Here is a 26,669-nt window from a genome sequence, read left to right on the forward strand (position 1 = left end):
AGTAGCTCTTTTATTTCAAGATGATTTTTCTCAAGGAATTGCCATAGGGGGTTTCCAGCAGTACGGCATATACGCCCGATGGCAGGCCAGAGATATCGAAGGGAATGGAATAAGATGATGCTCCCCTTTCCGTCATGCAACTAGCAAAAGCTTGGCGTTTTCTTTTTTCTTTATTATTTCAAAAGCAAAATCCCAAAGATTTTGCGGACTTCATAAAAATACACAAACCTTGTGATTAAGCCCGAAGCCCGTATTGTTTATAGGTTTTGTTATATGCTGCCCTTTTTTAGTTTCGATATTTCCGTCAATAGATTTATTGCCAGATTCCCTAAAATTAGAGTATCATTTGATTTAATTACAAGTCTCTCACCTTCTTGATATTGAGTATCCCCAGTTTTCTCTATGTACTTAGAATCTATAATTCCAGACCTATGTTCTAGTATGTGTCTTTTTTGCGTATAATTAGTAAGTTGTATTAATTCAGTTTCCGATAGCCAATCACTATATCCTAAGCCAACTAAACCAATCCAAAGTTTATTGCTTTTTTCTACATTTTGAAATGCATTAAAAGGGGCGTTACTACTAGATAAAGAGTTGTATTTGATTTCGCTATAACTTTGCAGGGTCCCAATAATCTCTGAAATCGACTTTTCTATTATTGATTTAGTGATTATTGTCGCTTCGTCTTTATTTAAACTATTTTCTAATGTCTCCTGAATCAATGATATTTTATTGGCATTAGAGATTATTTTCTTTACGGTTTTTTTAGCGTTTTTCTCAATATTATTGTCCCCGCAAGATGGGCAGAAATATGCCGAGCCAACTACCGAGTATCTGCATTCGCATTTGTTACACTTAATATTTAACTCAAATTCTTCTCTTGGATTAACAGATATGTTATCTCCAGTTACTGAATATCCGTAATCCCAAAATTCTCGAATGGATTTTCTTAAATCACCGACAATTTCATTATTCTGTTCAATAAGTAAATATTCTTTTGCTAAAGAATTGTTTCGGCAAAATGGACAAAACAATTCTTCATCACGTACAATACTTAGCCAATCTTCTTTATGTACTTTGAAAAATGATTCACATTCATTTTTAGGACATTGCCTATCAATCATTCCGTTTTTATCTGGTATAATTGGGATTTCCTTATTCGATATATCCTCGATATGATTTTTGAATTCATCGAATTTGTTAATCAAATCTTGAATAGTGCCCATTTTCTAAAAGTTATTTTTTTTTGGTTGCATATAACATTCGGATATAGATACTATATTCCTTATATAGACCTAATGTAGTAATTTTTTGTTATAGCAATGTATATTTAATGACTGTGGTAGCCCTTTACAACACATAGTATGTACTTATTGTAATGCGCTACATTTGTTGGCATGGACAAGCTCTACAAAAAATGTGATTAAGTGGACTAGTCTGGCGTAAAATCGCAGTGGTGATTTTTTTATGGGTGTTGGTAAGACATGGTAGGGCAAAGTCTGAAAGCAATGCGAAGCGCAATCAATTTACATTTATTTAAACCGGAAGGTTCATTTATATTTATTAGTCAAATAATTGGAGTATTCAGATTTATAATCAAAATCAGCAGGAATTCTAGTTCCTGTAGAAATGCTTTTTACAAAGGGTGAAATTTCAAAATCTAGGGAACTTTTTTCAGAGACCAGGGATTGAAGGTAAGCTTCTACTATTCGTGATAAACTCATTTTTTTGTCGGAGGCATATTCTTTTGCTCTTTTAATTGTCTTCTTATTAAGCCTCAAGGTTAATTTTGTGTCCATTATAAATTCATCCAACTTTATCATAATAAGAAATTATATGTTATTAGATATAAAAATAGCAAAAATTTTAAATTTATATTCTTTTGCATATAGTTTGACTATTGTTATCTGTAAATATCGAGATTGTACCCCTACCTCAAAACAATCAATTTCCAATCCTGTCCGCCTGCATTGTAGGTTTTTAGGTCCCTAAACCCTACCGTATAATGTGCCTCCAAGGAACGCAGGTTGGTGGCATCTACCTCTGTGATGATTTTGTTAAACCGAGGTTGAAGGTTATTTTTCATGGTCTCGTACCGTTTTCTAAAAATGCCCTGCCGCCGATACTCCTTGTCTATACAGCTTTGCCCCATTACCATATAAGATTCCGCTTTGGGCATTACTGTTGCTATCTTCTTGAACATGGGTTTTAACACCTCTATATCGTTCCTAAAACTGGGATGCATGCAAAGCGCATAGCCTACCACTTTCTCTTGGTCCTTGGCTATGATATGTGGACAAGCGGTATTCATCTTTGTTAGGAGTTCCAAAGTATGGGATACGGTTACAAAACCTTCTTTTTCTTCTTCGTCTAAAGGTGTTTGCCCATCATGATAGTTTAACTCTAATCCCATAATGATTTTCTTAACTCTCTTTTAATTTCAATAGCAAGGTCTTTTATTGTTTTATTGATTTTTTCATCTCCAATTCCTTGGTTCTCTAGTTTCATATTTTGATTGGTCCTCAATACTATTTTTTGAGCCAGTTTTTGAGATTTTAGGGTGATTAAATTGTCAATGGCTCCATCGTTCGGGACAAATCCATATACAAATTTCATGTCCAATGCATGGCCAACATCTCTTAATTTATTAATTGTAATTTGGCCTGAAGCTTCACGTTCTTCAATTTTTTGTATCGCTCCTTTTGTTAATTGTAGTTTGGCCCCTAGCTGTTCCCTTGTCATGTTAAGTGTAGTCCTAATTGCGTTTATCCATCCTTTTTCTGGGACCAAGACCATCTCAGCATCTTTAAATTTATCTAATTTTAGGTCTAGTTGTTCTATTAGTAGTTGTTTTTTATTTCTCATTTGTTCTCAATAATATACGTACGATTAAAAAATTAAAAGTATACTTATATGTATTCTTTTTTTAAAAAAGGTATACGGATAAGTATAAAATAAATGGTTTATAGAACGTCTGCCCCGCTAGTCCGAAGCCCCGCTGGCGCGAGCGTCACCCTAGTTCCCGAGTCTTACGATTATTCCATAAAATTCCGTTACCCCAAAACAATCAATTTCCAATCCTGCCCGCCTGCGCTATAGGTTTTTAGATCTTTAAACCCTACCGCATAATGGGCCTCCAGCGAACGTAGATTGCTGGCATCCACCTCCGTGATAATGCTGGTAAAATAAGGTTGAATGGTGTTTTTCATGGTCTCGTACAGCTTTCTAAAAATGCCCCGCCGCCGGTACTCCTTGTCTATACAGATTTGCCCCATTACCATATAGGGTTCCGCTTTGGGCACTACAGAAGCTATTTCCTTGAACATGGGTTTTAATACTTCTATATCGTTCCCAAATAGGGGATGCATGCAGAGCGCATAGCCCACCACCTTCTCTTGGTCCTTGGCTATTATATGTGGACAAGCGGTATTCATCTTTGTCAGGAGTTCCAAAGTATGGGATACGGTAACAAAACCTTCTTTTTCTTTTTCGCCAGGACCTAGGTTGGTAATCAGGTTCTTTTGTTGCAAGCTCAGTATTTGCTGTAATTCGCTGTCCTTGGTACAGCTTGTAACGACTACCTCCATCTTATTCCACTTTTAACCAATCCTTTCTATTTTTTAGTACCTGCTTGCTCGGTTTTTCGCCATCCTTTTCCATAAGTTCTATGGTATAGGTGGGATCTCCTGTTAAGACAACAGTGGTGGATTTTGGAATCCCGTAACGGGTGTAGGCTACTTGCACACTTTCCCCTACCTTAAATGATCCAATTAATTCCCCAAAACTCTGGTTAGAAGTGAGGGGGAAATTGTTTATTGAGGTAATCACATCCCCATAATCTAGCCCTGCGGTATAGGCTGGACTTCCCATGACGGTATTCCGTTGAATATTGCCCACCCCAAATTGGTTGATGTTTAAACTGGCCCCAAAATAAGGTTTGTCAGTGGCACGCTTTAGCACTATGCCAACAGATTTGAACAGCTCCTCATAATCGGGCATATCACTGTTATGGATATATTGATCAAAAAAGCGATTTCCAAATTCCTTTCCGGCGTATTGTACCAAGGTTAAACGCAGATCGGACAGCGTATAGGGAATTTCCTGTTTCCCATAGGTCTGCCAAACTAATTTCATGTAATCATCCAAGTTCAACTTGTTTTGTCGCAACGAAAGGTCTAGGGCCAATCCCAAAACACTGCCATAGGAATAATAGGAGATAAAGGTATTGTCCCTATTTACAGGATCTACGGAAGTTGAGGCGTCCACAAAGGGTGCCTGATAGCTCATTTCTATGGGATTAAAGAACTGTCGGGCGGGCGAGTTCCAAACATAGTTGAAAGTGCCCGCAAGGCCCTCTACATATTCCTTAGGAGTGATGATGCCTGCGCGACAAAGGATAAAATTGGTGTAATAACTGGTAAAACCTTCCGCAAACCAAAGCTCCCCGCTCATATTAGCTTCGGCAAAATTGAAGGGTTCCAAAGCCTGTGGCCGAATACGTTCTACATTCCAACAATGAAAAAATTCATGGGCAACGGTGCCTATATTATTTTTCATGCCACCTTCTGCGAATCCTTCCCTGTCCGTAAGAATGGTAGAATTTCTATGTTCCATACCATCACCGGAAGCATTGGGAATATAGCATGCCAAAAAGGTGTAGGTTCCATAATCATAGCTGGGAAGTTCCCCAAAAACGTCTTTTTCGGCCAATACCACTTTTTTCACCTGCTCAAAATAGGTGTCCAGCTCTGCTTCCGTACCGTTGTGGTGCAATACAAATTCTATGGTTTGTTGCTGGCCATTATGGTCCACTGTAAATTGGCGTAGTCCATAATTGCTGATTTCCGTGGGGCTATCCATAAAGTACTGTAGGTTGGGCGCGGTATAGGTATTGCCCATAACCTTGGGCATTTGGGTGGCCACTTTCCAGTTGAGGTCTTCCCGGACCTTAAAGTCCACTTCTATTTTCCGATTACTTAGATCGGTCACGTACATAAAGGTGGCCGGGATATTTAGATGGGCATGGGTCTCATCTATTTGTGCATAGGTGCCGTCCCCACGATTGGCAAAAAGGGTATAACTTATCTTCACCTCTCCATCATGACCGCTAATATCCCATTGGTAGGGATTGGGCCTATTAATTTCCAAGGCTTTTCCCTTGCTATCGGTGGCCCTAAAATTATATACGTTCTTGGCAAACTCGTGCAGGGCATAGCGCCCAGGGGAGGAGCGGCCCATACGTACCGATAGTACAGCTGCATCCAGCTCGGGAAAGGTCGCTGTGATTTCCGCTTCGTGATGTACGGCATTCTCAAAGGATATGGTGTAGTGGTTGGTCTGACCTTGCAAACTCATGGAAATGGCAAGGAATAAAAGGCTAAGGATTCTAAATTTCATCTATTTAAATTTTTTGTTTGAATCTATAAATGAACTTAATAAACATTTCTGCCTAGATTAATCGCTTCCCTGGCGCCTAAAACATTTAATTATTTAGGGGGGTAAGCAAAAAATCAATTCTGTTTATGCCCATTTCATAGAATTCAATCTCGATACGATTAGTTTTTTCGGGAACGAAGCCAATAGCCTGCCCCAATATTATTTTTCCAAGGCTTTGTATTAACGAATATACTATTTAAATACAGGATATGCTACATTTGTAATATGACGGAATTTCCAAAAAAATTAACGGCAAAGCTCACCGAAAGACAGGCCAATAACGCCCTTAGGAAGTTGCCCGTGCCCATTGGTTTGATCGATTTTTCTTCTAATGATTACTTGGGATTAGCCAGAAACCAGACCATTTTTAAAAATGCCGCCAATATCCTGAAAAAGAAAGGTAGTATTGCCAATGGGGCTACGGGATCTAGGTTGTTAACGGGAAATAGTGGACTATATAGTGAATTGGAAGATTTTTTGACAGATTTTTTTGGTTCAGAGTCATCCCTGGTCTTCAATTCGGGCTACGATGCCAATATCGGATTTTTTAGTGCCGTGCCCCAGCGTACAGACATTGTATTTTATGATGAACTGTCCCACGCCAGTATTCGTGACGGCATTGGAATGGGCCGGGCACAAAGCTATAAATTTAAACACAATGCTGTAGCCGATTTAAGCCGGCAGCTAGACCGTGTGCTGGAAAGCAAAACCGATAGTGATATCTACGTGGTTACGGAGTCTGTCTTTTCCATGGATGGGGATACACCGGATTTGGAAGCCTTGGTAGCGTTATGCGAATCCAAGGGAGCCTATTTGGTAATCGATGAAGCCCATGCCATAGGAGTATTTGGTAAGAAAGGAGAGGGATTGTTGAAAGAACTGCAATTGCAGGATAGGGTATTTGCCAGGATCGTCACCTTTGGGAAAGCTATGGGCTGCCATGGTGCGGCAATTTTGGGGAGTGATGCCCTTAAAAGTTATTTGGTGAATTTTGCGCGCAGTTTTATTTATACCACGGGTATGCCCCCGCATTCGTTGGCGACCATATTGGCAGCCTGCGAACAGGTAGCGGGCACAAAAGGGGAGCAAAATCAACTTAGGAATAATATTGATTTTTTTAAAAATGAATTGAAGACTAATAACCTTCAGACTAATTTTATTTCTAGCAATTCCGCCGTACATTGTTGTCTGGTGGAAGGCAATGAAAAGGTGAAAAAATGGGCTCAGCATTTACAGGAAAACGGATTTGATGTAAAGCCTATAATGTCGCCCACAGTACCAGAAGGAAAGGAACGTTTGCGGTTTTGTTTGCATAGTTTTAATACCGAAAAGGAAATTAGTGAGGTGCTTTTACAATTGTCCAATTTATTTTAGCAGTATGGAGAACCAAGAATTTTATACCCTGGCCGCTTTTGAATATGTGGCCGATGTTCAAATATTAAAAGGCCGCTTGGTGTCGGACGGTATCCCTGTTTTTCTCAGGGATGAGAACACCCTTAATTCAGATCCCCTAATCAGTAATGCCATAGGTGGAGTGAAGCTACAAGTGTATTATTCCGATAAGGAAAGAGCTACCGAAATATATAATGAAATAAGATCTTATACCATGGATGATCATGGCAATATTAGAACTTGCCCCAATTGTAGCGCGCAAAGAATGGAGATATATTTTAACAGGAAAGGCCTATTTTATAAACTTTTTCCTTTTTTTGAAAAAAGAAAGTATAAATGTCTAAATTGTGAGTTTATAACAGAACCAAATTAGAATGAAGCAGTTTTTTGTAACAGGAATATCCACAGATGTAGGAAAAACAATCACCTCTGCCGTTATGGTCGAGGCTTTGGAAGCAGATTATTGGAAACCCGTCCAAACAGGGGACGATTCCGATAGCGAAAAGATTTCCGAATTAATTTCAAATACCAAAACTGTAATACATAAAAGCAGCTACTCCTTAAAAGCACCTATTAGTCCACATGCCGCCGCTGCTCTGGAAGGTGTTTATATAGATCACAATAAAATAAACGAACCCAAAACCGAAAACCATATGGTAATCGAAGGAGCGGGTGGCGTATTAGTGCCCCTAAACGATTCCGATACCATGCTGGATATCATTATGCCTACCTATTACGTAATTGTAGTGGTGAAGCATTATTTGGGAAGTATTAATCATTCCCTCTTGACCATTAAATGGCTTTTGTTAAAAGGTTATGATGTGGCCGTACTTTTTAATGGGGAACCTAATTCCGCTTCCGAGGATATAATTACCAAGATTACAGGAGTCCCTGTTCTGGGAAGAATTGGTCAAGAAGCAAATTTGACCAAGGAAGTTGTTAAGAAATATGCAGAACAATTGCGTCCTGCGCTTATGGCTCTGTAATATTTTTAAATGGTGAACTAATTCCTTGGGATTTGTAGGGATTGTTGTTTCGTTATTCCGCTTAAATGAAATGGGATCAGGGTAGTGTTTTTAGTCATTATTCCCCATCTTTGCACCTCTATTTAAAAAGGATATTCAATTGAAAAATCTTTCGGAAAGGGATCAGAAGCACCTTTGGCACCCACTTACGCAACATAAGCTACACCCCAAAATGCTTGGCATAATTAAGGCTAAGGGAGCTGTGCTATATGATGAACAGGGCAAGGAATACATAGATGGGATATCCTCTTGGTATACCTGTATGTATGGGCATTGTAATGATGCCATAATTGAGAAAGTCTACGCTCAAATGCAGCAATTGGATCAAGTGGTCTTTAGTGGATTTACCCACGAGCCTGCCATTGCGCTTTCTGAGGCGTTGATCTCTTTGTTGCCTTCCAATCAAGAAAAATTATTTTTTTCGGACAACGGTTCCACTTCAACCGAAATCGGAATAAAGATGGCCTTGCAGTATCATCAGAACCAAGGGAAAAAGCGTTCTGTTTTGTTGGCTTTTGAGGATGGTTTTCATGGGGATACTTTCGGGGCGATGTCCGTCTCTAGCCTTTCCGTATATAACGGCCCTTTTGAGGATTATTTTATTGATGTAAAAAGGATTCCCGTTCCTACGGATGACAATATTGAGAGCCTGTTACATGAATTGGAAAATACCATAGCGCTTGATGCCATTGCCGGATTTATCTATGAACCTTTGGTACAGGGAGCGGCGGCCATGAAAATGCACAAGCCGGTACATCTGGAGAAAATTTTAAAGGTGATAAAATCCCATGGCGTATTGGCCATAGCCGATGAGGTTATGACGGGATTTGGAAAGACGGGAAAACACTTTGCTTCAGATTATATGGAAGTAAAGCCAGATATTATATGCATGTCCAAGGCTCTTACGGCTGGAATGTTGCCCATGGCGGTGACCAGTTGTACACAAGAAGTTTACGATGCTTTTTACAGTGATGATATTGCAAAGGGGCTATTCCATGGCCATACCTATACAGCAAATCCGTTGGCATGTGCTGCAGCCTTGGCGGGAATTGAATTGCTTACATCAGACGAAATTCAAAAAAATATTGGTCAAATAATCCAATGGCACCAGGAGTTTGATGCTGAAATAAAAGATCATCCCAAAGTAGGAGCCACTAGGCAAACGGGGATTATCTACGCGCTGGACCTTAATATTGTTATGGAACGCTATGGAAATGTGAGGGATAAATTGTTTAAGCATTTTATGGATTCCGGAGTTTTTCTTAGACCTCTTGGCAATACCATTTATATTTTGGCGCCCTATATTACAACTAAGGTGCAGATGCAAAAAATCTACAACAGTATAAAAGAAGTTCTTAATTCATTTTAATCTATGCAGCAGGAACCTATTTATATCACCGCATTATCGTCCATCTCCCCTTTAGGCACTTCTTTGAAGGAGACTTGGGAAAATTATAAGCGGCCAAAACATTTTTTACAGCAAAAAAATTATGGCAATGTAATCGCCTGGGGTTCTTCCCTAGCGGAGGAGGCACAACAGAAGATAGAGGAATTAAAAAATTCGGATTCCAAATATAAAAACCTTGACCCATCTGTGTTGTACGCCATTTATGCTTCTAGGGGAGCCATAGGTCAAGCGGGTTGGAAGGATGACGATTTTGGGGTAAACATTGGATCTTCAAGAGGTGCTACCGGCCTTTTTGAAAAGTACCATAGCGAATTTATCCAAAATGGAGAGGCCTCTACCTTATCTTCCCCTACCACCACTTTGGGGAATATTTCTTCTTGGGTGGCTCATGATCTGCAGACACAGGGCCCGGAAATATCACATTCTATTACTTGTTCCACGGCCCTTCACTCCTTGTTGAACGGTGTGGCATGGTTGAAAAGTGGTATGGCAAACAAATTTTTAGTGGGGGGTAGTGAGGCGCCATTAACGCCTTTTACCATTGCACAGATGAAGGCCTTAAAGGTGTATTCACGGTTTGAGACGAACGACCCCGAGGGGTATCCTTGTCGCGCCTTGGATTTGGATAAGAAACAGAATACCATGGTTTTGGGCGAAGCTGCTTCTATGGCGTGTTTGGAGAAAGGTAGGATAGAAAATGCCCTTGCCCGTATTGAAGGCCTGGGATACGCAACTGAAATATTGGAACACAATATTTCCATTTCCACCGATGCTGTCTGTTTTCAAAGATCCATGAAAATGGCTTTGGGTGGGATAAATCCCAAGGAGGTAGATGTGATAGTATTACATGCCCCTGGAACCATTAAAGGCGATTTGTCCGAAATAAGGGCCATTAAAAAAATATTTGGAGATCAGGAGCCAGCAATGACCACTAATAAATGGAAGCTAGGGCATTCTTTTGGGGCCTCTGGAATGTTGAGTTTGGAATTGGCAGTTTTAATGTTGCAGCACCAAGAGTTTATAGGCGTGCCTTATGTAAAGTACGATTCCGTTCCAAAACAGATTAACAAGGTAATGGTGAACGCAGTGGGTTTTGGGGGGAATGCTGTGAGTATACTTTTGGGTAGGGTTTAATTGTAGGAGCTATCAGAACGATGAAAGATCTATTGTGCCAAACGCTTAGGGGAAGTATTCATTATAAATTGTACTGATGATTATGAATTGGCGCGGAATTAGAATTATTTTTTCTTTTTCTTGGGATTTTGCCAAGTATTGAAAACGGAATAAACAATCACTTTGTTTTTACTGATTTCATATATAATCAAGAATGGAAAGCGTTTTAAAAATGCTTCTCTATAGGGTTTACGTTTTTGGGGAAAGCATTTAGGGTTGGCTACGATTCGGTCAAAATAAATTTCCAAATGTTCCAAAAATTCCTCACCTAATCCATTTCGTTTTCCTTCGTAATAAAGATAAGCCTCGATAATTTCTAGATTGGCATCGTTTTGAATCTCTAAATTATAGGCCATTACTGTCCAGCATTTCTGGCATTTTGTTTGACTTGTTCCCAAGAAAATGAATTACTTTCTCCATTTAAATGGGCTTCTTTACGCTCATCGATCATTTGATATTGTTCTTCGCTTAAAGTTAGCTCCTGCTCGTCATTTTGATAGCTTTCTGCCAATGCTTTTATCATTTTTAAAAGCCTTATATCTGCATTGTCTATGTACTCCCTGACCGTATTTCTTAAATCTATGCTTGCCATAATAATTTCTTATTTCTTAAAGTAAAGATACAATTTATGTTCCATAAGTGTTAATTATAGCTATATAGGTGGTTATAAAGTACTGTTGTTTTTTATAGGAGGTACCTTACCCCAAATTCAATCGTTTGTAAAATTGCTCTTTGAATTTAAGGCTGATAGGAATTTGATGTTTCGCTAGGTAGATATGATTGTCTTCAATTTTATCTACCTGCTCTAGATTTACCAGATAAGATTGATGTACCCTAATAAAAAGATTGGAAGGGAGAATATCCACTATACCGTTAAAAGTCATTCTGGGGGAATGTGTCTTTTCTTTGGTAACAATTTCCAAATAATTCCCTGAACCTTTTATAAACAGGATTTCATTAAACCATATTCTAACAGTTGCAAATCCGTCTTTAATAAAGAAAAAAGTGTTTTGCAATAATTGTGCATCCAATTGTGCTTTGGCTTTATCAACTGCCATTTTGAATCGCTCGAATTCAAAAGGCTTTAATAAATAATCAATTGCATTGTGGTCGTAGCTTTCCAATGCATATTCGGAATATGCGGTGGTGAAAATCAATACTGGCTTTATCTGTAGTTCATGTAGGAGATCTAATCCTGATAAATGGGGCATATTGATATCTAAAAAAACTAAATCGACCGGGTTTTCTTTTAAAAAAGAGAGTGCTTTTATGGGGTCGCAAAACCCATGCAATAAAGTAACCCCGTCCATTTTTGATATATGGGAGACAATGACACTAATTGCTTTTGGCTCGTCATCTATGGCAATTGCATTTATCATTTATTGCTAGTGATATTTAGTTTTACTGTAAATATGTGGTTTGCTTTTGAAATATCCAAGGTATAGTTTTTAGGATATACCAGGTCCAAGCGTTGTTTTGCATTTTTAATTCCCATTCCAAAACCTTGTTCTTTATAATAGGTATTAAAATTGTCGTCATAACTGTTTACACATTCAAAATTGATTTTACTGGCATCACAAATCACTGAAACCTTTAGTTTTGATGGTTTGGAGGGGTCAATACCATATTTAAAGGCATTTTCAACAAATGGAATTAATAAGCCTGGGCTCAATGTTTTGCCTTCACAATTTTTAAAGATAGTTTCCACCTGCGGTTTTACTTCACAACGTAATTTTTGTATGGTAATGTAGTCCTCTAAATATTTTATTTCGTTTTCCAAGGGGATAAAATCCTTGGTAATGTCATTTTGCATATATCGCAATAAATTGGCCAGTTTTGCGGTGCTCTCCGCAGTTTTGGGAGCATTTTCTTCCAAAGCGGTTGCGTATAACGTATTCAGGGTGTTGAATAAAAAATGTGGGTTTACTTGTGATTTTAAAAGTTGAAGTTCTGAGTCTTTTGCACCTAGTTTAAGATTGAAAATAAGTTGATCTTTTTTTAATTTAAGGCGCACATAGCAGTAGATAAGAGATAATAATGCCGTTAGCATAAAGTGGATAGCGAATACCAATAAATTTGGGGAATAACGAATACCATAAATTAATTTTGTTCCTATTCCGATAATAATTAGAGAAGTAATAATCAAAAACAAATATTTACCCAATTTTTTATCACTCAATAAAACTGGTCCAAAAAAAAGAACATTGAGGTAGAAAAATAGTAAGAACATAAGTAGTTCTAAGAAGATTTTAATGTGTTCTAAACCCGAACCTGAATTAAGAATGAACAATTGATAAATTAGCAGCAAAACAATTATATTTCCTGTGATTTCCAATTGTTTAGCAGTAAAATTGTTTTGTAGGCAAGTTTTATCCATTACTGAGATGCAGTACAAAAAAGAAATAAAAACAAAAGGTGTAAAGTCTAAAAAGCTATTAAAAAGGGTTTTAAAGTTTAAAAAAGTATCGAGAATTGTTTCTGGCTTATCTAAATTATAAATAATACTGTTTACGTTCAGGTGAGACCATGAGATAAATAACGTATATGTTGTGGCACAAATTACAACGTAAATTATACCTTTTTTTCTTTTTATGATTACTAGAGGAATAAGCCGCCAAGACAAAAGATAGAAGGTTAAAACTTGTATTGTAATATTAAATACATTGTAATATTTGAAATTTTCATGGTAGTTAAATAATTGGCTCATGTAGAGAGTTGATCTCATTGAATGAATAACTGCCCAAACTAATAAAGTAATAACTAAACCGTGAAATAAAAATTTGTATCTCGGAGTAAAAAATGCTGTAATAGACATATTTTTTATTTTAATTTTCAGCCAAGTTATTCTAGACTGTAAGTCTATAAAAAATAATGTGATGCTATGCCCATTTCTTGTTATGATTTACCGTCTTTTTGTGATTTGGGTTTTAGAAATTGGATTTTCTAATGAATAAGGTTTATTTTTGACCCTTAAATCGATGTTGGCTTAGGGATTGCAGCGGCATCCTTTTTCAGTTTACCGCGCCTGGCGAAGGTAAACTGAAAAAGATATAGCGAATAAGCCCGACCCTGACTTCCTTCTCCTGCAAGGAGGACCTGCAAGGTCTTGACGACCTTGTAGGTCTACACCTTGCAGGTGTCAAAGGAAGTTGGGGAAAGCCCCAAGAACTAAAATGTATGAGCGAAGTAAGACATAACTGGACCAAACAGGAAATACTGGATATTTACAACAAACCTTTTATGGAGCTGCTTTATGAGGCGGCTACCATACACAGGGAAAACCATGATCCCAATACTGTGCAGGTATCTACCTTGCTGTCCATTAAAACAGGTGGCTGCCCTGAGGATTGTGGATATTGTCCACAGGCCGCACGCTACCACACCAACCTTGAGGGCAATGATCTTATGTCCGTTCCCCAGGTTAAGGCCCAGGCCTTGCGTGCTAAAACGGCAGGGAGCTCTAGGGTGTGTATGGGAGCTGCATGGAGAAATGTAAAGGACGGACCCGAGTTTGACCAGGTGTTGGAAATGGTACGTACCATTAACAAGCTGGATATGGAAGTTTGTTGCACCCTGGGAATGATTACAGAAAATCAGGCGCATCGTTTGGCCGAGGCCGGACTTTATGCTTACAACCATAATTTGGATACTTCAGAAGACTACTATAAAGACGTAATATCTACCCGTGCATTTAAGGATCGTTTAGATACCATTGACAATGTACGTAAGAGTAATGTCACCGTTTGTAGCGGTGGAATTATTGGTATGGGCGAGGCGTTGGAGGATAGGGCGGGAATGTTGGTGGCCCTTTCTACATTGGACCCACAACCGGAATCCGTGCCCATTAATGCCTTGGTGGCAGTAGAAGGCACGCCTATGGCGGACCTACCCCCTATTCCAATTTGGGATATGGTACGTATGGTAGCTACTTCTAGAATTATTATGCCCGAAACCCAAGTCCGCCTATCTGCTGGACGTACTCAAATGAGTAGGGAAGGACAGGCCATGTGTTTCTTTGCCGGTGCTAATTCTATTTTTGCTGGGGATAAATTACTTACTACACCCAATCCTGATGTTAATGAGGATATGGCCATGTTTAAGCTTTTGGGGTTAAACCCACAAAAGGCCTTTACCAAGGTTTCCCAGCCCCAAACTGTAGAAGCGGAGAATTCCCAGTATCAGGGCAAGGGCGAAAAGCCAAGATGGACCAGACCAGGGCATACCATTGAACGTAATGAAGCTGCTAAAAAGAAGGCCAAACTAACGGAGTAATCCTGCGTTGGAATAAATTGCCAAGAAAATTATTTTTGGTTTTTTTAACTTTGCTAGATTAAACAATCAGGTTATTTTGAATTTAAAAGAGATTCCAAGGGTAGCGAATATTACCAAAGAAGAGTTTCTCAATAACTATTTTAGGCCACAGAAACCAGTGGTTATAGAAAAGTGTATTGAGCAATGGCCTGCCTATACCAAATGGAATTTTGATTATATGCGGCAAGTTACCGGCAAGAAGACAGTACCGCTTTATGATGATCGCCCGGTGCATTGCAAGGATGGCTTTAATGAGCCACATGCTACTATGAAAATGTCCGATTACCTGGACCTTTTGGAAAAGGAGCCTACAAAATATCGCATATTCTTGTGGAATATTCTTAAAGAGGTGCCAGAGTTGCAAAAGGATTATTCTTTTCCCGATTTTGGACTGAACTTAATGAAGGGCCTACCCATGCTTTTCTTTGGAGGGACCAATTCCCATACTTTTATGCATTATGATATTGATCTTGCCAATATCTTTCATTTTCATTTTGCAGGTAAAAAAGAGGTCATTCTTTTCTCCCAGTCACAAAATAAACACTTGTATAAAGTACCACATTCCTTGATTACCCATGAAAGCATAGATTTTTCTGATCCAGATTACGAGAAATGGCCCGCTTTAAAAAATGCCTCCGGATTTAGGACCCACTTGGAACATGGGGAAGTACTGTATATGCCGGAAGGGTATTGGCATTATATGAAGTACCTAAGTCCCGGTTTTTCGATGAGTTTACGTGCTATTGCCAGAAACCCTGCGAATTTGGGAAAAGCGTTTTACAATGTTTTGGTAATGCGTTATTACGATAGTATAATGCGAAAACTAAAAGGGCAGGAGTGGATCGATTGGAAGAATGAACAAGCCATTGAAAGAACAAATAAGCAGTTGTCTTAGGCTTTTTATTTGTGGAAAGGAATATCTTTGTCGCCTTAAATTAAAATTTTAAGCTAACTATGAGAAAATTATTAATTGCATTGGTATTTATTTTGGCCGTAGCATCTGTTAACGCACAGGCTTTTGGAGGTAAGGAAGATATGAAATTTCAGATAGGCGCCAATTTTCAGGAAAATGGTACTGGAATTGTTGTGACCTATGATTATGGTTTGGGAGAAAACTTCTCTCTTGGCCTGTCTTCTTCCTATATTTTGGGGGTAGAGGAATTGATCAATGCCGACTTTGGAGACAGAATAGATCTGAAGGCAAGGTTTAATGCCAATTTGGGCAGTGTTTTTCAATTGGGAAACAATGTGGATATTTATCCAGGATTGGATCTTGGACTCAAGAATTTTGGGGGTCATTTAGGTATTAGATACTTCTTTAGCGATGGCTTTGGTGTTTTTACTGAAGTTGCCACACCTCTTGCAAAATACAAGACGGAAACTTTGACTCCGGCCGAAGAATTGCACAATCAATTTGTCTTTAGTATAGGGGCTTCCTTCAATCTTAATTAAAACATACGGTCCTTCGCCCCTTTCTTGATGGAGGGGCGCTAAGGGCCATCATTTATTTGTTGGGAACTAGTTCGTATACTTTCTCATACACCATTGCACTTTCCCAACCCCTGTATAAGAGGTAATCTGCTAATTTTTTTCGACGTTTCTGAAGGTCCTTTTCTCTTATTTCGGCCAAGCGTTTTTTGGCAAGGGCGTTAAAGGATTCTAGGTATTCTGTGGGTTCTATTTCTTCCATGGCAAACCTAATATTGTATTTTGAGATTTCCCTGTACTTCAGCTCATTTAAAATTCTATTTTTTCCCCATTTTTTTATTTTGAATTTGCCCCTGGCAAAACTTCTGGCAAAGCGTTCTTCATTCAGGTAATTATCTTTAATTAGATGTCCCACAATAACGTCTATGGCCGCAGGAATCATATTCATGCTCCTGAGTTTGGAAATTACCTCTTTGTGGCAACGGTCCTGATAGGCACAGTATCCTTCCAATTTCTTGGTGGCTTCCGCTACGGAATAGGAGTTTTTGGGAGTCATCATTAGATTAATAAGGCGCTTGCTTGTTAATTGCTATCGTTGATTTTGTGGGGTAAGTCTGTAAATATACGGTGGTTTACGGTATTGATAAATATACCCTGTTAATTTATTTAAAGTCCTAAAGTTACTAGGTCATTAGTGTAGTTATTTTGGGTGGTTAAATTGGAGAACTAGGTAGAATGTAATTATATTTACGTTTCATAAAAAAACAATCATTGAAATGAGCTATGACAATTTTGGATACCTTCCGATTGTTTTCGGGACCAAATGATTATTGGCGAATTCTATCTGACAACTAAAAACAATTAATATAAACAGATGAAAATGAACAACAATTTTAAAATGTGTTTAATGGCATTTAGCCTGCTATTGGCCTTTACTACTTTCTCTTTTGCCCAACAAATAAACCCTATTGAGGGGCGTTGGGATATGGTTATTTCACAAGATGGGGAAGAACTTCCTTCCTGGTTGGAAATCCGTCACTCGGGTGGGCGAACTTTAGTAGGAAGGTTTGTGTACGCTATGGGTAGTGCCCGTCCTATAGCTGAGGTTAAAATGAACGACGGACAATTTAGTTTCGCCATTCCACCGCAATGGGAAGACGGAAATACTGATATGGAGTTTGAAGGAAGCATGCAAGGAGATGTATTAAAGGGCACTATGTTGTACACCAATGGCCAAACATACAATTGGGTGGCTACACGCGCCCCTAAATTGGGGTATACTAAAAATCCAAAGTGGGGCAAGGCTATTAAATTGTTCAACGGTAAGGATTTAAAGGGATGGCAAGCTATGGGTGAAAATCAGTGGATTGTAGAATCAGGAGTACTAAAAAGTCCTAAATCGGGCTCCAATTTGGTTTCTGAGCAAATATTCGACGACTTTAAATTGCATTTGGAATTCAAGTACCCCAAAGGGAGTAATAGTGGGGTTTATCTAAGGGGGCGCTATGAGGTGCAGATAACCGACAGCAAGGGAGCGGAACCTTCCGATGTTGAATATAGTGGCGTATATGGCTTCCTTACCCCTAGTGAGGTTGTGGCCAAAGCTGCCGGCGAATGGCAGGAATATGATATTACCTTGATAGGGAGAAGGGTTACTGTTGTGGCAAACGGAACTACGGTAATTAGCGATCAAATAATCCCTGGAATTACTGGAGGAGCTTTGGACAGCATGGAAGGTAAGCCGGGGCCATTGTATTTTCAGGGCGATCACGGTCCTGTAGAATTTAGGAATATAATTGTTACTCCAAGGGTAAAGTAATTTGAGCTTGTATTATAAGCAGGCTATAAGTTTTAGAAACAAAAAAAGCGACTCCGTTATGGAAGTCGCTTTTCTTTTAGTATATGGTTTTACCGTCTTTGTTCTTAAAACGATATTCAAGATATGTATAAGCATCCCAAGGTTGAATTTTAAGATTTGGAAACAACAACGCCTTTGAGTCTACTGAAAACTTTTGTCTATTATGTTTATAGCTCCTTGTGGGCTGATCTCCTTCTATAGTGTAGGAGGCGTGGCCGTGAAGAATTATTGAAGCCTTGGAGATAATTTAGGCCGGGCCACCGGTCACAAAAATCCCTAGATTTTTGGGGACACATAATGAAGGAGTGTCTTTTCTTTTGTTTCGTTTTCTTTGGACAAGCAAAGAAAATGACAGAATAATTTTATTGTGGGCAAATGGTTCTTGGCATATCAGTTTTACTCTTTTAGTATGGTGATATCGAAGCTTCAAAAAACCCTGTTCCAATGTTTTTTTATTGACACCTAAAAGGATAATCATAATCATTAAAACAAAAAAAGCGACTCCGTTATGGAAGTCGCTTTTCTTTTAGTATATGGTTTTACCGTCTTTGTTCTTAAAACGATATTCAAGATATGTATAAGCATCCCTGGGTTGAATTTTAACCCATCTTTTATGTTCCAAAAACCATTTGGAACGTATGGATGGAAAACCTTTGGTTAAATACGCGGCAATAAATGGATGTATGTTTAAAATAATTCCATCATCCTTAGCCGGACCTTTCAAGAGTTTTTCCAAATCTGAATTTATCTTGTCGATCAAAACTATTGGGGCTTCTACCTCTTGGCCGGAGCCATTGGGATTCTCCTCACTTGTTTTAATGTTCATTTCGGGCCTAACCCGTTGTCTTGTAATTTGTATAAGTCCAAACTTACTTGGGGGCAGTATTTTGTGTTTGGCCCTGTCGTCTTTCATCTCATCCCTAAGGTGATCAAAAAGGCGTCTTCTGTGTTCGCCTTTACCCATGTCGATAAAGTCCACGACGATGATTCCTCCCATATCGCGTAATCGCAATTGTCTTGCAATTTCTGAAGCAGCTAATAAATTTACTTCAAGGGCTGTGTCTTCCTGATTTTTGGCCTTATTGGAACGGTTACCGCTGTTGACGTCTATAACGTGCAGCGCTTCTGTATGTTCAATAATTAAATAAGCACCTTTGCTCATGGAAGCCGTACGGCCAAATGAGGTTTTTATTTGTCTTTCTATCCCAAATTTTTCAAATATGGGCACAGTAGAATTATACAACTTTACAATAGATTCTTTTTCTGGTGCAATTTCGTGCACATAATCTTTTACTTGTTCAAAAAGCGTTTCATCATCAACTTGGATTCCCGTATAAGAATCGTTGAAGACATCCCTAAGAATGGAGGAAGCTCTAGTGAGCTCAACCAATACTTTGGATGGATGTGGTGCTGTTTGAATTTTGTCGCACATTACTGACCATTTGTTCAGTAAATTCTGCAAGTCTTTGTCTAGTTCTGCAACTTTTTTACCTTCTGCTACTGTTCGGATAATAACGCCAAACCCTTTAGGTTTAATACTTCTTACGAGTCTTTTTAACCTATCTTTTTCTTCTTTGCTTTCTATTTTTTGAGAAACAGAAACACGGTCGGAAAAAGGGACCATGACCAAGTAACGGCCAGCTATGGAAAGTTCAGAGCTTATTCGAGGTCCTTTTGTGGAAATGGGTTCCTTTACTATTTGTACCAGTAAAGATTGATTGGCTTTAATAACATCATTGATGCTACCATTTTTGTCAATATCTTCTTCAAACTGAAAATTATTTAAGGAATAGTCCTTAAGTTTTCCAGTGCTAACTTTTTTAATGAATTTCAACATAGAAGCTAGTTGCGGCCCCAAATCGTGGTAATGTAGAAAGGCATCTTTCTCGTACCCTACATTTACGAAGGCTGCATTAAGTCCAGTAACAGGCTTTCTAACCTTGGCAATTAAAATATCGCCTACGGCAAAGTCGTTACTTTCTTCTTCTTTGTGTAATTCAGTGAGTTTTCCATCCTTTAGCAAGGCAAAATCAACGGCATTGGAACTAGATCTTACGATTAATTCTCTATTCACCTGAATTAATTTATATTCATCCCACTACTCAATAATTTTCAAGCGGGGACAAATGATTAAACAATGATTTGTACAGGTTGTGTAAACCCGTCGAAATTCTTTTACGAATTTCTATGTCAAGGAACGTATAAAAGGAAAAAGTAGTTGATACAACTACTTTTTCTTGTGTCGGTTAGCTCTCCGGCGCTTTTTACGCTTGTGGGTAGCTACCTTATGTCTTTTTCTTTTTTTACCGCTAGGCATAGAGGTCTATTTTTTAGATTAATAATATGTTATTTGACTTGTACATTACTTTTTACTCCTTCAACAAAAACCTTTGCCGGTTTAAAGGCAGGGATGTTGTGTGCGGGGATTTTGATGGTAGTATTTTTTGAAATATTCCTACCTGTTTTTTCAGCTCTTGTTTTAATGATAAAACTGCCGAAACCTCTTAAGTATACGTTGTCTCCGCTTTCTAAAGATGTTTTAACTTCATCCATGAAAGATTCCACAGTTGCTTGTACATCTCCTTTTTCAATTCCCAGTTTTTCTGAGATTTTCGTTACAATTTCCGCTTTCGTCATTTTAACTAAATAGATTTCTTAGTATTTTTTTTTCGGGATGCAAATATATGAATTAAATTGAATTTTTCATTGCTAAGGAACTTAATTTTAAGTTGGTAAACCATTACTTTTGTAAATCATTCCCTAGTAAATGAACTTTTCCAGAAAAATTTTAGAGTGGTACCAGGTAAATAAAAGACTTCTTCCGTGGCGAAATACCAATGAGGCCTATCTAATTTGGCTATCGGAAATTATGCTTCAACAGACCCGTGTGGCGCAGGGTATACCTTATTATTTAAAGTTTGTGGAGGCCTTTCCGGAAGTGCAGGATTTGGCAGGAGCATCAGAGGAAAGGGTCCTTAAATTGTGGCAGGGATTAGGGTATTATTCGAGGGCAAGAAATTTACATGCCACCGCAAAAATAATTACGGAAAAATATAATGGCAGGTTTCCAAATACCTATAAGGAGCTTTTAAAACTAAAGGGAATAGGGGATTATACGGCTAGTGCAATTGCTTCTATTTGTTTCAGCCAACCAGAGGCCGTTGTAGATGGAAATGTATATAGGGTTTTGTCTCGTTATTATGGAGTTGAACTTCCTATAAACAGTTCTGAGGGCGTTCTCTACTTTAAGGAATTGGCCTTAAAAGTTATGGATGTCAAAAATATTAGGGACTACAATCAGGGGATAATGGAATTTGGGGCCCTGCAATGTACGCCTAAGCGGCCAGATTGCAGTGTGTGTCCTTTGCAGAAAGACTGTGTGGCATTTTCTACGAACAACATTGACGGCCTACCCGTAAAAATTAAAAAGAATAAGGTGCGCAATCGTTATTTTAATTATTTGGTCGTGGTGGACGAAAAAAAGCAGACCTTGTTACAGCAACGAAAAGGGAGGGGTATTTGGCAAAACCTATATCAATTTCCATTATTTGAAACGGAAAAGTATATTGAACAAAATGAAGTTGAGGGAAATCTAAAGGAATATGTTGCGGTCGAAGAACCCTCCGAAATATACTTGTACAATGAAAATAAAATAGTGCATAAACTTTCACATCAACATTTGCATACCAGGTTTTGGATCATCACTATTGACTCTAATCTTAAAAATGGAATACAAATAGCTGAACTTCATAAATATCCTGTTCCAGTTTTAATTGCAGATTTCATAAAAACGTTTAAAATTTAGTACTTTTGGGGTATATTTTGAGTTATGAGCGGAACACTAAATAAGGTAATGCTGATCGGGCATTTGGGAGATGAGATTAAGGTCCACTATTTTGAAGGCGGTAATTGTATAGGGAGATTTCCATTGGCTACCAATGAAACATATACGAATAAGCAGACTGGAGAAAGGGTAACCAATACGGATTGGCATAATATTGTTATAAGGAACAAGGCCGCGGAAATATGTGAAAAATACCTTAGTAAAGGAGATAAAATATACGTCGAAGGCAGGCTTAAAAACCGTCAATGGCAAGGTGAAGATGGCAATACCAGGTATACTACCGAGGTGCATGTACAGGATTTTACTTTTTTGACCACCAAAAAAGAGAGTACGGCCAACGCCCAATCTAGTAGCCAGAATCAACCACAGCAGGGATCACCCGCTACAACAAACACAACAAACAAGGTTAATGAATCCTCAGGTGCCAACGCGCCCGAAGAGGAGGATGACCTACCATTTTAGACTAATTAAATTTAAAGACTGACTATTGGACCCAGACCCCCTTAGTTTATTATTGAATTTTATTGCAATCGATAGCGGTTTGGCCCTAAAAATCGCGATACTTTTTATATTGTTGTTTTGTTCTGCCCTTATATCAGGGGCTGAGGTTGCGTTTTTTGGCCTATCCCAAACAGATGTCAACGAAATAGAGGAAAAAAAGACGGCAAAAGGAAAGATTATTGTTCAGCTTTTGGACCGTCCAAAAAAACTATTGGCCACAATACTCATTGCAAATAATGCCATAAATATTGCCGTCGTATTGCTGTTCAATAACATCGGCGATACTATTTTTGCCGATATTACCTATATTATTTTTGGAATTGTACCTGTACGTTTTCTCTTGGAGGTGGTAGTGGTCACCTTTTTAATATTGATGTTCGGGGAGATTTTACCAAAAGTATATGCCAATAGAAATAGATTCACTTTTGCCTATTTTATGACCTTCCCATTAAAGGTGTTGGATTTTTTATTTTCCCCTTTAAGTTTACCTATGAGGTCTGCCACAATTTACCTCTACAATAAATTGGGCAAGCAGAAATCTAACCTGAATGTGGGACATTTGTCCCAAGCACTGGAACTTACTTCCGAAGGGGATACCACCATGGAGGAGCAAAAAATACTTGAAGGGATCGTATCCTTTGGAAATACGGATACCAAACAGGTGATGCGTCCAAGAATAGATATTTTTGCGCTTAATGAGGAAATGAAATTTTTGGAAGTATTGACCGAGATAAAAACTCATGGTTATTCTCGGATACCTGTTTTTACCCAAAATATGGACAATGTCTTGGGAGTTCTTTATGTCAAAGACCTTCTGCCTTACATAGATAGAAAGTCTTTTAATTGGATGTCCTTGATAAGGGAGCCCTATTTTGTTCCGGAAAATAAAAAATTGGATAACTTGCTGCTGGAATTCCAGACCAAGAAAAATCATTTGGCCATTGTAGTGGATGAGTACGGGGGCACTTCGGGGATAGTAACCCTAGAGGATATTATAGAGGAAATAGTTGGGGATATAAGTGATGAATTTGATGATGAGGATTTAATTTTCTCCAAGCTGGACGATTTTAACTATATTTTTGATGGTAAAACGGCTTTAAAGGATTTTTATAGGGTTGCCAAAATTGAGGATGAAGATGATTTTGAAGAGAAAAAAGGGGAATCGGAAACGGTGGCGGGTTTTGTTTTGGAGATTGCCGGTAGTTTCCCTAAAAGAGGAGAACTGGTGGTGTTCAAAGATTATCAATTTATCGTGGAGAGCTTGGATAAAAAGCGTTTGAAACAAATAAAAATCACATTGCCACATGAAGCTTAGTATCGGACTTTTAATTTTTATGGTTTGTTTTATATCGGCATGTGAAGACGATGTCCTGCCCAAGCCCAAGGCGATGCTTAGACTAGAATACCCATCCGGCAAGGAGGGTGTTTTGGAAACAGCGCACTTTTCTATAAAGTACAATGAAATGGCCAGACTAAAATCTGAATCCAATACTTCCTTTGTTTTGGATTATCCCCTAATGAGGGGTTCTATTTTTGTTAATTACAAGGAGGTAAACGGTAATTTGGACAAGCTTTTGACCGATGCACAGAAATTAAGCTATGAGCATGTATTAAAGGCCGACGGTATTTATGAGGAACCTGTAGAGAATGCCCCCCATAATGTCTATGGAATGTATTATGAGGTAAAGGGTGATGCCGCTTCCCAGTCCCAGTTTTATGTGACAGACAGTACAAAACATTTTGTAACCGGTTCGTTGTATTTTTATGCCAAACCTAATTATGATTCTATTTTGCCTGCAGCTGTTTACTTGCAGAAAGATATACGCAACCTTATTGAATCGTTACGTTGGAAAGAATAATAGTCTTATTTAATTGCCTTTGAGTAAGGCCTCTGCCTTTTCAATGCTGGAATTTATTTGATTTCTGAGCGTCTTAACTTTGGTCTCTTCTTCGTCCAACCACTTTTGCTTTGTTTCCGTCAATGCTTTTGCTTTCAATATTTCATCTCCGTCAAAGCGGTCTCCAAACCCTTTCATCCAATCCATCATAGCCTTGTGCGCTGCCTTTAACTCTTCCCTGGCCGTGGCATAGTTATCGGAAGATGCTTCGTTGGTTATTTTTTCATCCAATTGTGAGACTAATTTTCCAATGGTCCCCATTTTGGGCATTAGCTCATCATGAATGGCCATTACCTCCTTCATTTGGGAACCTTCATTGTTTTTATCCTTACAGGAGTAGGTGATTGCGGTTAAAATGCACAGTACAAGTGTTAGTTTTATTTTAGTCATCGGGTAAATTTTATTGCTTTTGGACAGGGCCAAAATAGCCAATTAATTTAAATTTCAAGTAAGGTCGTTTGTTTTTCCAGTGCTCGATACCACACTTTTTTACCTGATCAAAGATACTGAATTGGGGTTGTTAAATGCTGGATTTGAATTCCGTTTTTATAAAATTTGATAGATGTTATGTCATCGCTTTGGATTATTTCCTTGCGGATTGTCCAAGAAAATTGTTTTAATTTCTGAAATCCCAATGTCTTAAACAGTGCTCTAAGAAAAGAAGATTTGGTCTGCCTAATAAATTTTCAGTCTTTAAATTGATGTTTATGGATTTAAATGAAAAATAGACTTCAATATCAATTCCTTGTTAATTTGTATGCTTAAATCATTAAAATTCTGTAATTTAAATGCATAACCTATAAATTTAATACAATGAAAGAATTTGCGCTCCCTATTAGGTTTGGAATAGCTGTTAGCGGCTCATTAATTGCCTATTTCTTATTATTGTCTCTTTTTAATTTGCATACCAATATATTTTATAGCCTTTTTAATGGTGTAATAACCGGTTTCGGGATATATGAGGCTATAAAATACTTTAGGATGAAAGAAGGGCCTGCCTTTAATTATGGCAAAGGTTTTACTGCGGGACTTGTTACAGGCTTTGTAGGTACTTTGATATTCACATTGTTTTTCGCCTTTTATGCCACGGAGATTAATGTTGGATTTTTGGGGGAACTGTCCAAAGTATGGTTTAGGGACTATAATACTTCCGAGGGCATTGTGTTCTTTACCGTAGCCATTATGGGTTTTGCTACTAGCCTTGTGTTGACGCTCTCATTTATGCAATTGTTTAAGGCCTCCAACAACCTCAAAAGAAAATCAGCTTAAAAATCTTAAAAATCACTTGTGGATTAAGGATTTAGGAGTATATTTGCAGCCGCCTAAGTAAATATTAGGCTTGTTCTTAAATTTATAATAAATAACACAAGCTATGTACGCAATTGTAGAGATAGCAGGGCAGCAATTTAAAGTTGCGAAAGACCAAAAAGTGTATGTTCACCGTTTACAAGACGAAGAAGGTAGCAAAGTAACCTTTGATAACGTTCTTTTATTGGAAGATGGTAGTGACATTACGATTGGCGCCCCAGCTATAGACGGAGCCGCTGTTGAGGCAAAAGTCATTAAGCACCTTAAAGGTGACAAGGTAATTGTCTTTAAAAAGAAAAGACGTAAAGGTTACAAAAAGAAAAACGGTCACCGTCAATATTTGACAGAAATAGTAATAGAAGGTATCATTGCCTCTGGAGCTAAAAAATCTGAGAAAAAGGCGGAACCAAAAAAAGCAGCTAAACCTGCCGCTAAAAAAGCAGAGGTAAAAGCTGAAGCACCTAAGAAGGTAGAAGCTAAGGTTGCTGAAGATTTGAGTAAAAACACGGTTGCCGAGCTAAGAGAATTGGCAAAAGCTAAGGGCGTTGAAGGTTATTCTTCAATGAAGAAAGCTGAATTAATTGCCGCTTTAAGTTAATAACAAGAATTAAAAAAATATATCATGGCACATAAGAAAGGTGTAGGTAGTTCTAAAAACGGTAGGGAATCAGAATCGAAACGTTTGGGCGTTAAGATTTATGGTGGACAAGCTGCCATTGCAGGAAACATCATTGTAAGACAACGTGGTACTAAGCATAACCCAGGTGAGAATGTTTACGCTGGAAAAGATCATACCTTGCACGCAAGGATAGATGGTCTTGTTAAGTTCCAAAAGAAAGCTGGAGGTAAATCTTATGTTTCTATTGAACCATTTGAAGCTTAAAAAGCAAGTCTTTTAAAATATAAGAACCCTCTTTGGAAACAAAGAGGGTTTTTTGTTTTAGTTTATTAATGATTATTACGGATCAAGACCAATTGTTGTGTTTATGCAAAGATTGTAGTTAGTCTATAAAGGAAGAATTCTACATTTTTCACACCCCTGAACTGTGCCCTAAAAGCTTTTATTTTTGCATTGAACGATTCTGCC

Annotated in this window: 30 protein-coding genes; 16 read left to right on the forward strand and 14 right to left on the reverse strand. The window is 38.3% G+C overall.

All coding sequences use genetic code 11. From position 1 onward, the window contains the following. Positions 1–269: 269 nt before the first annotated feature. From CWD90_RS07180 to CWD90_RS07205, 6 genes are all read right to left on the reverse strand, one after another. Positions 270–1,226: a hypothetical protein gene (locus tag CWD90_RS07180; protein WP_103475259.1), complete on the reverse strand. Its 957-nt coding sequence runs from the start codon at positions 1,224–1,226 to the stop codon at positions 270–272. Positions 1,227–1,550: 324 nt separating this feature from the next. Then, complete coding sequence (locus CWD90_RS07185; RefSeq protein ID WP_239986482.1) at positions 1,551–1,823, reverse strand: DUF6364 family protein; 273 nt, start codon at positions 1,821–1,823, stop codon at positions 1,551–1,553. 107 nt (positions 1,824–1,930) lie between these two features. Next, positions 1,931–2,413: a GNAT family N-acetyltransferase gene (locus CWD90_RS07190; RefSeq protein WP_103475260.1), complete on the reverse strand. Its 483-nt coding sequence runs from the start codon at positions 2,411–2,413 to the stop codon at positions 1,931–1,933. After that, positions 2,404–2,865 carry a mobile mystery protein A gene (locus CWD90_RS07195; protein WP_103475261.1) on the reverse strand — a complete coding sequence of 154 codons (462 nt, stop codon included), beginning with the start codon at positions 2,863–2,865 and terminating at the stop codon, positions 2,404–2,406. Before CWD90_RS07195 ends, CWD90_RS07190 begins: the two co-directional genes overlap by 10 nt. A 188-nt stretch (positions 2,866–3,053) precedes the next feature. Next, positions 3,054–3,587: a GNAT family N-acetyltransferase gene (locus CWD90_RS07200; protein WP_103475262.1), complete on the reverse strand. Its 534-nt coding sequence runs from the start codon at positions 3,585–3,587 to the stop codon at positions 3,054–3,056. Position 3,588: 1 nt separating this feature from the next. Further along, a complete protein-coding gene (locus CWD90_RS07205; protein ID WP_103475263.1) occupies positions 3,589–5,397 on the reverse strand; it encodes a M61 family metallopeptidase in 1,809 nt (602 codons plus the stop codon). A gap of 264 nt (positions 5,398–5,661) precedes the next feature. On the opposite strand from CWD90_RS07205, the gene CWD90_RS07210 reads away from it, so the two are divergent. The 5 genes from CWD90_RS07210 to CWD90_RS07230 all read left to right on the forward strand — a co-directional run bounded on the left by CWD90_RS07210 (position 5,662) and on the right by CWD90_RS07230 (position 10,395). Further along, on the forward strand, positions 5,662–6,810 hold the full coding sequence (locus CWD90_RS07210; RefSeq protein ID WP_103475264.1) for an aminotransferase class I/II-fold pyridoxal phosphate-dependent enzyme: 1,149 nt from the start codon (positions 5,662–5,664) through the stop codon (positions 6,808–6,810). A gap of 4 nt (positions 6,811–6,814) precedes the next feature. Further along, positions 6,815–7,201 (forward strand): putative signal transducing protein, encoded by a 387-nt coding sequence (locus CWD90_RS07215; protein WP_103475265.1) that lies wholly within the window; start codon positions 6,815–6,817, stop codon positions 7,199–7,201. A gap of 1 nt (position 7,202) precedes the next feature. After that, entirely contained in the window at positions 7,203–7,814 is a 612-nt protein-coding gene (gene bioD, locus CWD90_RS07220; RefSeq protein ID WP_103475266.1) for a dethiobiotin synthase, read from the forward strand. Between the two features lie 139 nt (positions 7,815–7,953). Further along, entirely contained in the window at positions 7,954–9,222 is a 1,269-nt protein-coding gene (bioA, locus tag CWD90_RS07225) for an adenosylmethionine--8-amino-7-oxononanoate transaminase (protein WP_103475267.1), read from the forward strand. 3 nt (positions 9,223–9,225) lie between these two features. After that, entirely contained in the window at positions 9,226–10,395 is a 1,170-nt protein-coding gene (locus CWD90_RS07230) for a beta-ketoacyl synthase N-terminal-like domain-containing protein (protein WP_103475268.1), read from the forward strand. Positions 10,396–10,499: 104 nt separating this feature from the next. Here CWD90_RS07230 and CWD90_RS07235 read toward each other — a convergent pair whose 3' ends face one another. The 4 genes from CWD90_RS07235 to CWD90_RS22990 all read right to left on the reverse strand — a co-directional run bounded on the left by CWD90_RS07235 (position 10,500) and on the right by CWD90_RS22990 (position 12,664). Next, positions 10,500–10,790, reverse strand: coding sequence for a type II toxin-antitoxin system RelE/ParE family toxin (locus CWD90_RS07235; RefSeq protein ID WP_103475269.1), 291 nt, complete (start codon positions 10,788–10,790; stop codon positions 10,500–10,502). Then, a complete protein-coding gene (locus tag CWD90_RS07240) occupies positions 10,790–11,026 on the reverse strand; it encodes an addiction module protein (RefSeq protein ID WP_103475270.1) in 237 nt (78 codons plus the stop codon). Before CWD90_RS07240 ends, CWD90_RS07235 begins: the two co-directional genes overlap by 1 nt. Before the next feature lie 106 nt (positions 11,027–11,132). Continuing rightward, positions 11,133–11,813, reverse strand: coding sequence for a LytR/AlgR family response regulator transcription factor (locus CWD90_RS07245; RefSeq protein ID WP_103475271.1), 681 nt, complete (start codon positions 11,811–11,813; stop codon positions 11,133–11,135). Beyond that, entirely contained in the window at positions 11,810–12,664 is an 855-nt protein-coding gene (locus CWD90_RS22990; RefSeq protein ID WP_157941174.1) for a sensor histidine kinase, read from the reverse strand. The genes CWD90_RS07245 and CWD90_RS22990 overlap by 4 nt, the downstream gene beginning before the upstream one ends. Before the next feature lie 947 nt (positions 12,665–13,611). Here CWD90_RS22990 and bioB point away from each other — a divergent pair. From bioB to CWD90_RS07265, 3 genes are all read left to right on the forward strand, one after another. Beyond that, entirely contained in the window at positions 13,612–14,706 is a 1,095-nt protein-coding gene (gene bioB, locus CWD90_RS07255) for a biotin synthase BioB (protein ID WP_103475273.1), read from the forward strand. 76 nt (positions 14,707–14,782) lie between these two features. After that, complete coding sequence (locus tag CWD90_RS07260) at positions 14,783–15,640, forward strand: cupin-like domain-containing protein (protein ID WP_103475274.1); 858 nt, start codon at positions 14,783–14,785, stop codon at positions 15,638–15,640. Between the two features lie 59 nt (positions 15,641–15,699). Beyond that, the gene (locus CWD90_RS07265) at positions 15,700–16,197 is read left to right on the forward strand and encodes a DUF6646 family protein (protein ID WP_103475275.1); all 498 of its coding nucleotides are present in this window, start codon (positions 15,700–15,702) and stop codon (positions 16,195–16,197) included. Between the two features lie 52 nt (positions 16,198–16,249). Here CWD90_RS07265 and CWD90_RS07270 read toward each other — a convergent pair whose 3' ends face one another. After that, the gene (locus CWD90_RS07270; protein ID WP_394335820.1) at positions 16,250–16,729 is read right to left on the reverse strand and encodes a regulatory protein RecX; all 480 of its coding nucleotides are present in this window, start codon (positions 16,727–16,729) and stop codon (positions 16,250–16,252) included. Positions 16,730–17,053: 324 nt separating this feature from the next. Here CWD90_RS07270 and CWD90_RS07275 point away from each other — a divergent pair, with 324 nt between their 5' ends. Next, complete coding sequence (locus CWD90_RS07275; RefSeq protein ID WP_103475277.1) at positions 17,054–17,992, forward strand: 3-keto-disaccharide hydrolase; 939 nt, start codon at positions 17,054–17,056, stop codon at positions 17,990–17,992. Between the two features lie 565 nt (positions 17,993–18,557). Here CWD90_RS07275 and CWD90_RS07285 read toward each other — a convergent pair. Continuing rightward, on the reverse strand, positions 18,558–20,105 hold the full coding sequence (locus tag CWD90_RS07285; protein ID WP_103475279.1) for an Rne/Rng family ribonuclease: 1,548 nt from the start codon (positions 20,103–20,105) through the stop codon (positions 18,558–18,560). A gap of 272 nt (positions 20,106–20,377) precedes the next feature. After that, positions 20,378–20,668 carry an HU family DNA-binding protein gene (locus CWD90_RS07290; protein ID WP_031445631.1) on the reverse strand — a complete coding sequence of 97 codons (291 nt, stop codon included), beginning with the start codon at positions 20,666–20,668 and terminating at the stop codon, positions 20,378–20,380. Positions 20,669–20,798: 130 nt separating this feature from the next. On the opposite strand from CWD90_RS07290, the gene mutY reads away from it, so the two are divergent. Genes mutY through gldD form a run of 4 tightly spaced genes read left to right on the forward strand, consistent with a single transcriptional unit; the run spans position 20,799 to position 24,235 of the window. After that, a complete protein-coding gene (mutY, locus tag CWD90_RS07295) occupies positions 20,799–21,836 on the forward strand; it encodes an A/G-specific adenine glycosylase (RefSeq protein ID WP_103475280.1) in 1,038 nt (345 codons plus the stop codon). 24 nt (positions 21,837–21,860) lie between these two features. Next, positions 21,861–22,337 carry a single-stranded DNA-binding protein gene (locus tag CWD90_RS07300; protein WP_103475281.1) on the forward strand — a complete coding sequence of 159 codons (477 nt, stop codon included), beginning with the start codon at positions 21,861–21,863 and terminating at the stop codon, positions 22,335–22,337. A gap of 25 nt (positions 22,338–22,362) precedes the next feature. Further along, positions 22,363–23,691: a gliding motility-associated protein GldE gene (locus tag CWD90_RS07305; RefSeq protein WP_103475282.1), complete on the forward strand. Its 1,329-nt coding sequence runs from the start codon at positions 22,363–22,365 to the stop codon at positions 23,689–23,691. After that, complete coding sequence (gene gldD / locus CWD90_RS07310) at positions 23,681–24,235, forward strand: gliding motility lipoprotein GldD (protein WP_103475283.1); 555 nt, start codon at positions 23,681–23,683, stop codon at positions 24,233–24,235. The genes CWD90_RS07305 and gldD overlap by 11 nt, the downstream gene beginning before the upstream one ends. A gap of 9 nt (positions 24,236–24,244) precedes the next feature. Here gldD and CWD90_RS07315 read toward each other — a convergent pair whose 3' ends face one another. Continuing rightward, entirely contained in the window at positions 24,245–24,664 is a 420-nt protein-coding gene (locus CWD90_RS07315; protein ID WP_103475299.1) for a hypothetical protein, read from the reverse strand. A gap of 423 nt (positions 24,665–25,087) precedes the next feature. Here CWD90_RS07315 and CWD90_RS07320 point away from each other — a divergent pair, with 423 nt between their 5' ends. From CWD90_RS07320 to rpmA, 3 genes are all read left to right on the forward strand, one after another. Continuing rightward, positions 25,088–25,543, forward strand: coding sequence for a DUF4199 domain-containing protein (locus tag CWD90_RS07320; protein ID WP_103475284.1), 456 nt, complete (start codon positions 25,088–25,090; stop codon positions 25,541–25,543). A 103-nt stretch (positions 25,544–25,646) separates the two neighbouring features. Then, positions 25,647–26,180 (forward strand): 50S ribosomal protein L21, encoded by a 534-nt coding sequence (gene rplU, locus CWD90_RS07325; RefSeq protein WP_103475285.1) that lies wholly within the window; start codon positions 25,647–25,649, stop codon positions 26,178–26,180. Positions 26,181–26,204: 24 nt separating this feature from the next. Further along, positions 26,205–26,465 carry a 50S ribosomal protein L27 gene (rpmA, locus tag CWD90_RS07330; RefSeq protein ID WP_103439512.1) on the forward strand — a complete coding sequence of 87 codons (261 nt, stop codon included), beginning with the start codon at positions 26,205–26,207 and terminating at the stop codon, positions 26,463–26,465. Positions 26,466–26,669: the final 204 nt, after the last annotated feature.

Origin of the sequence: Arenibacter catalasegens, assembly GCF_002909235.1 — a bacterium.
Lineage (GTDB): Bacteria > Bacteroidota > Bacteroidia > Flavobacteriales > Flavobacteriaceae > Arenibacter > Arenibacter catalasegens.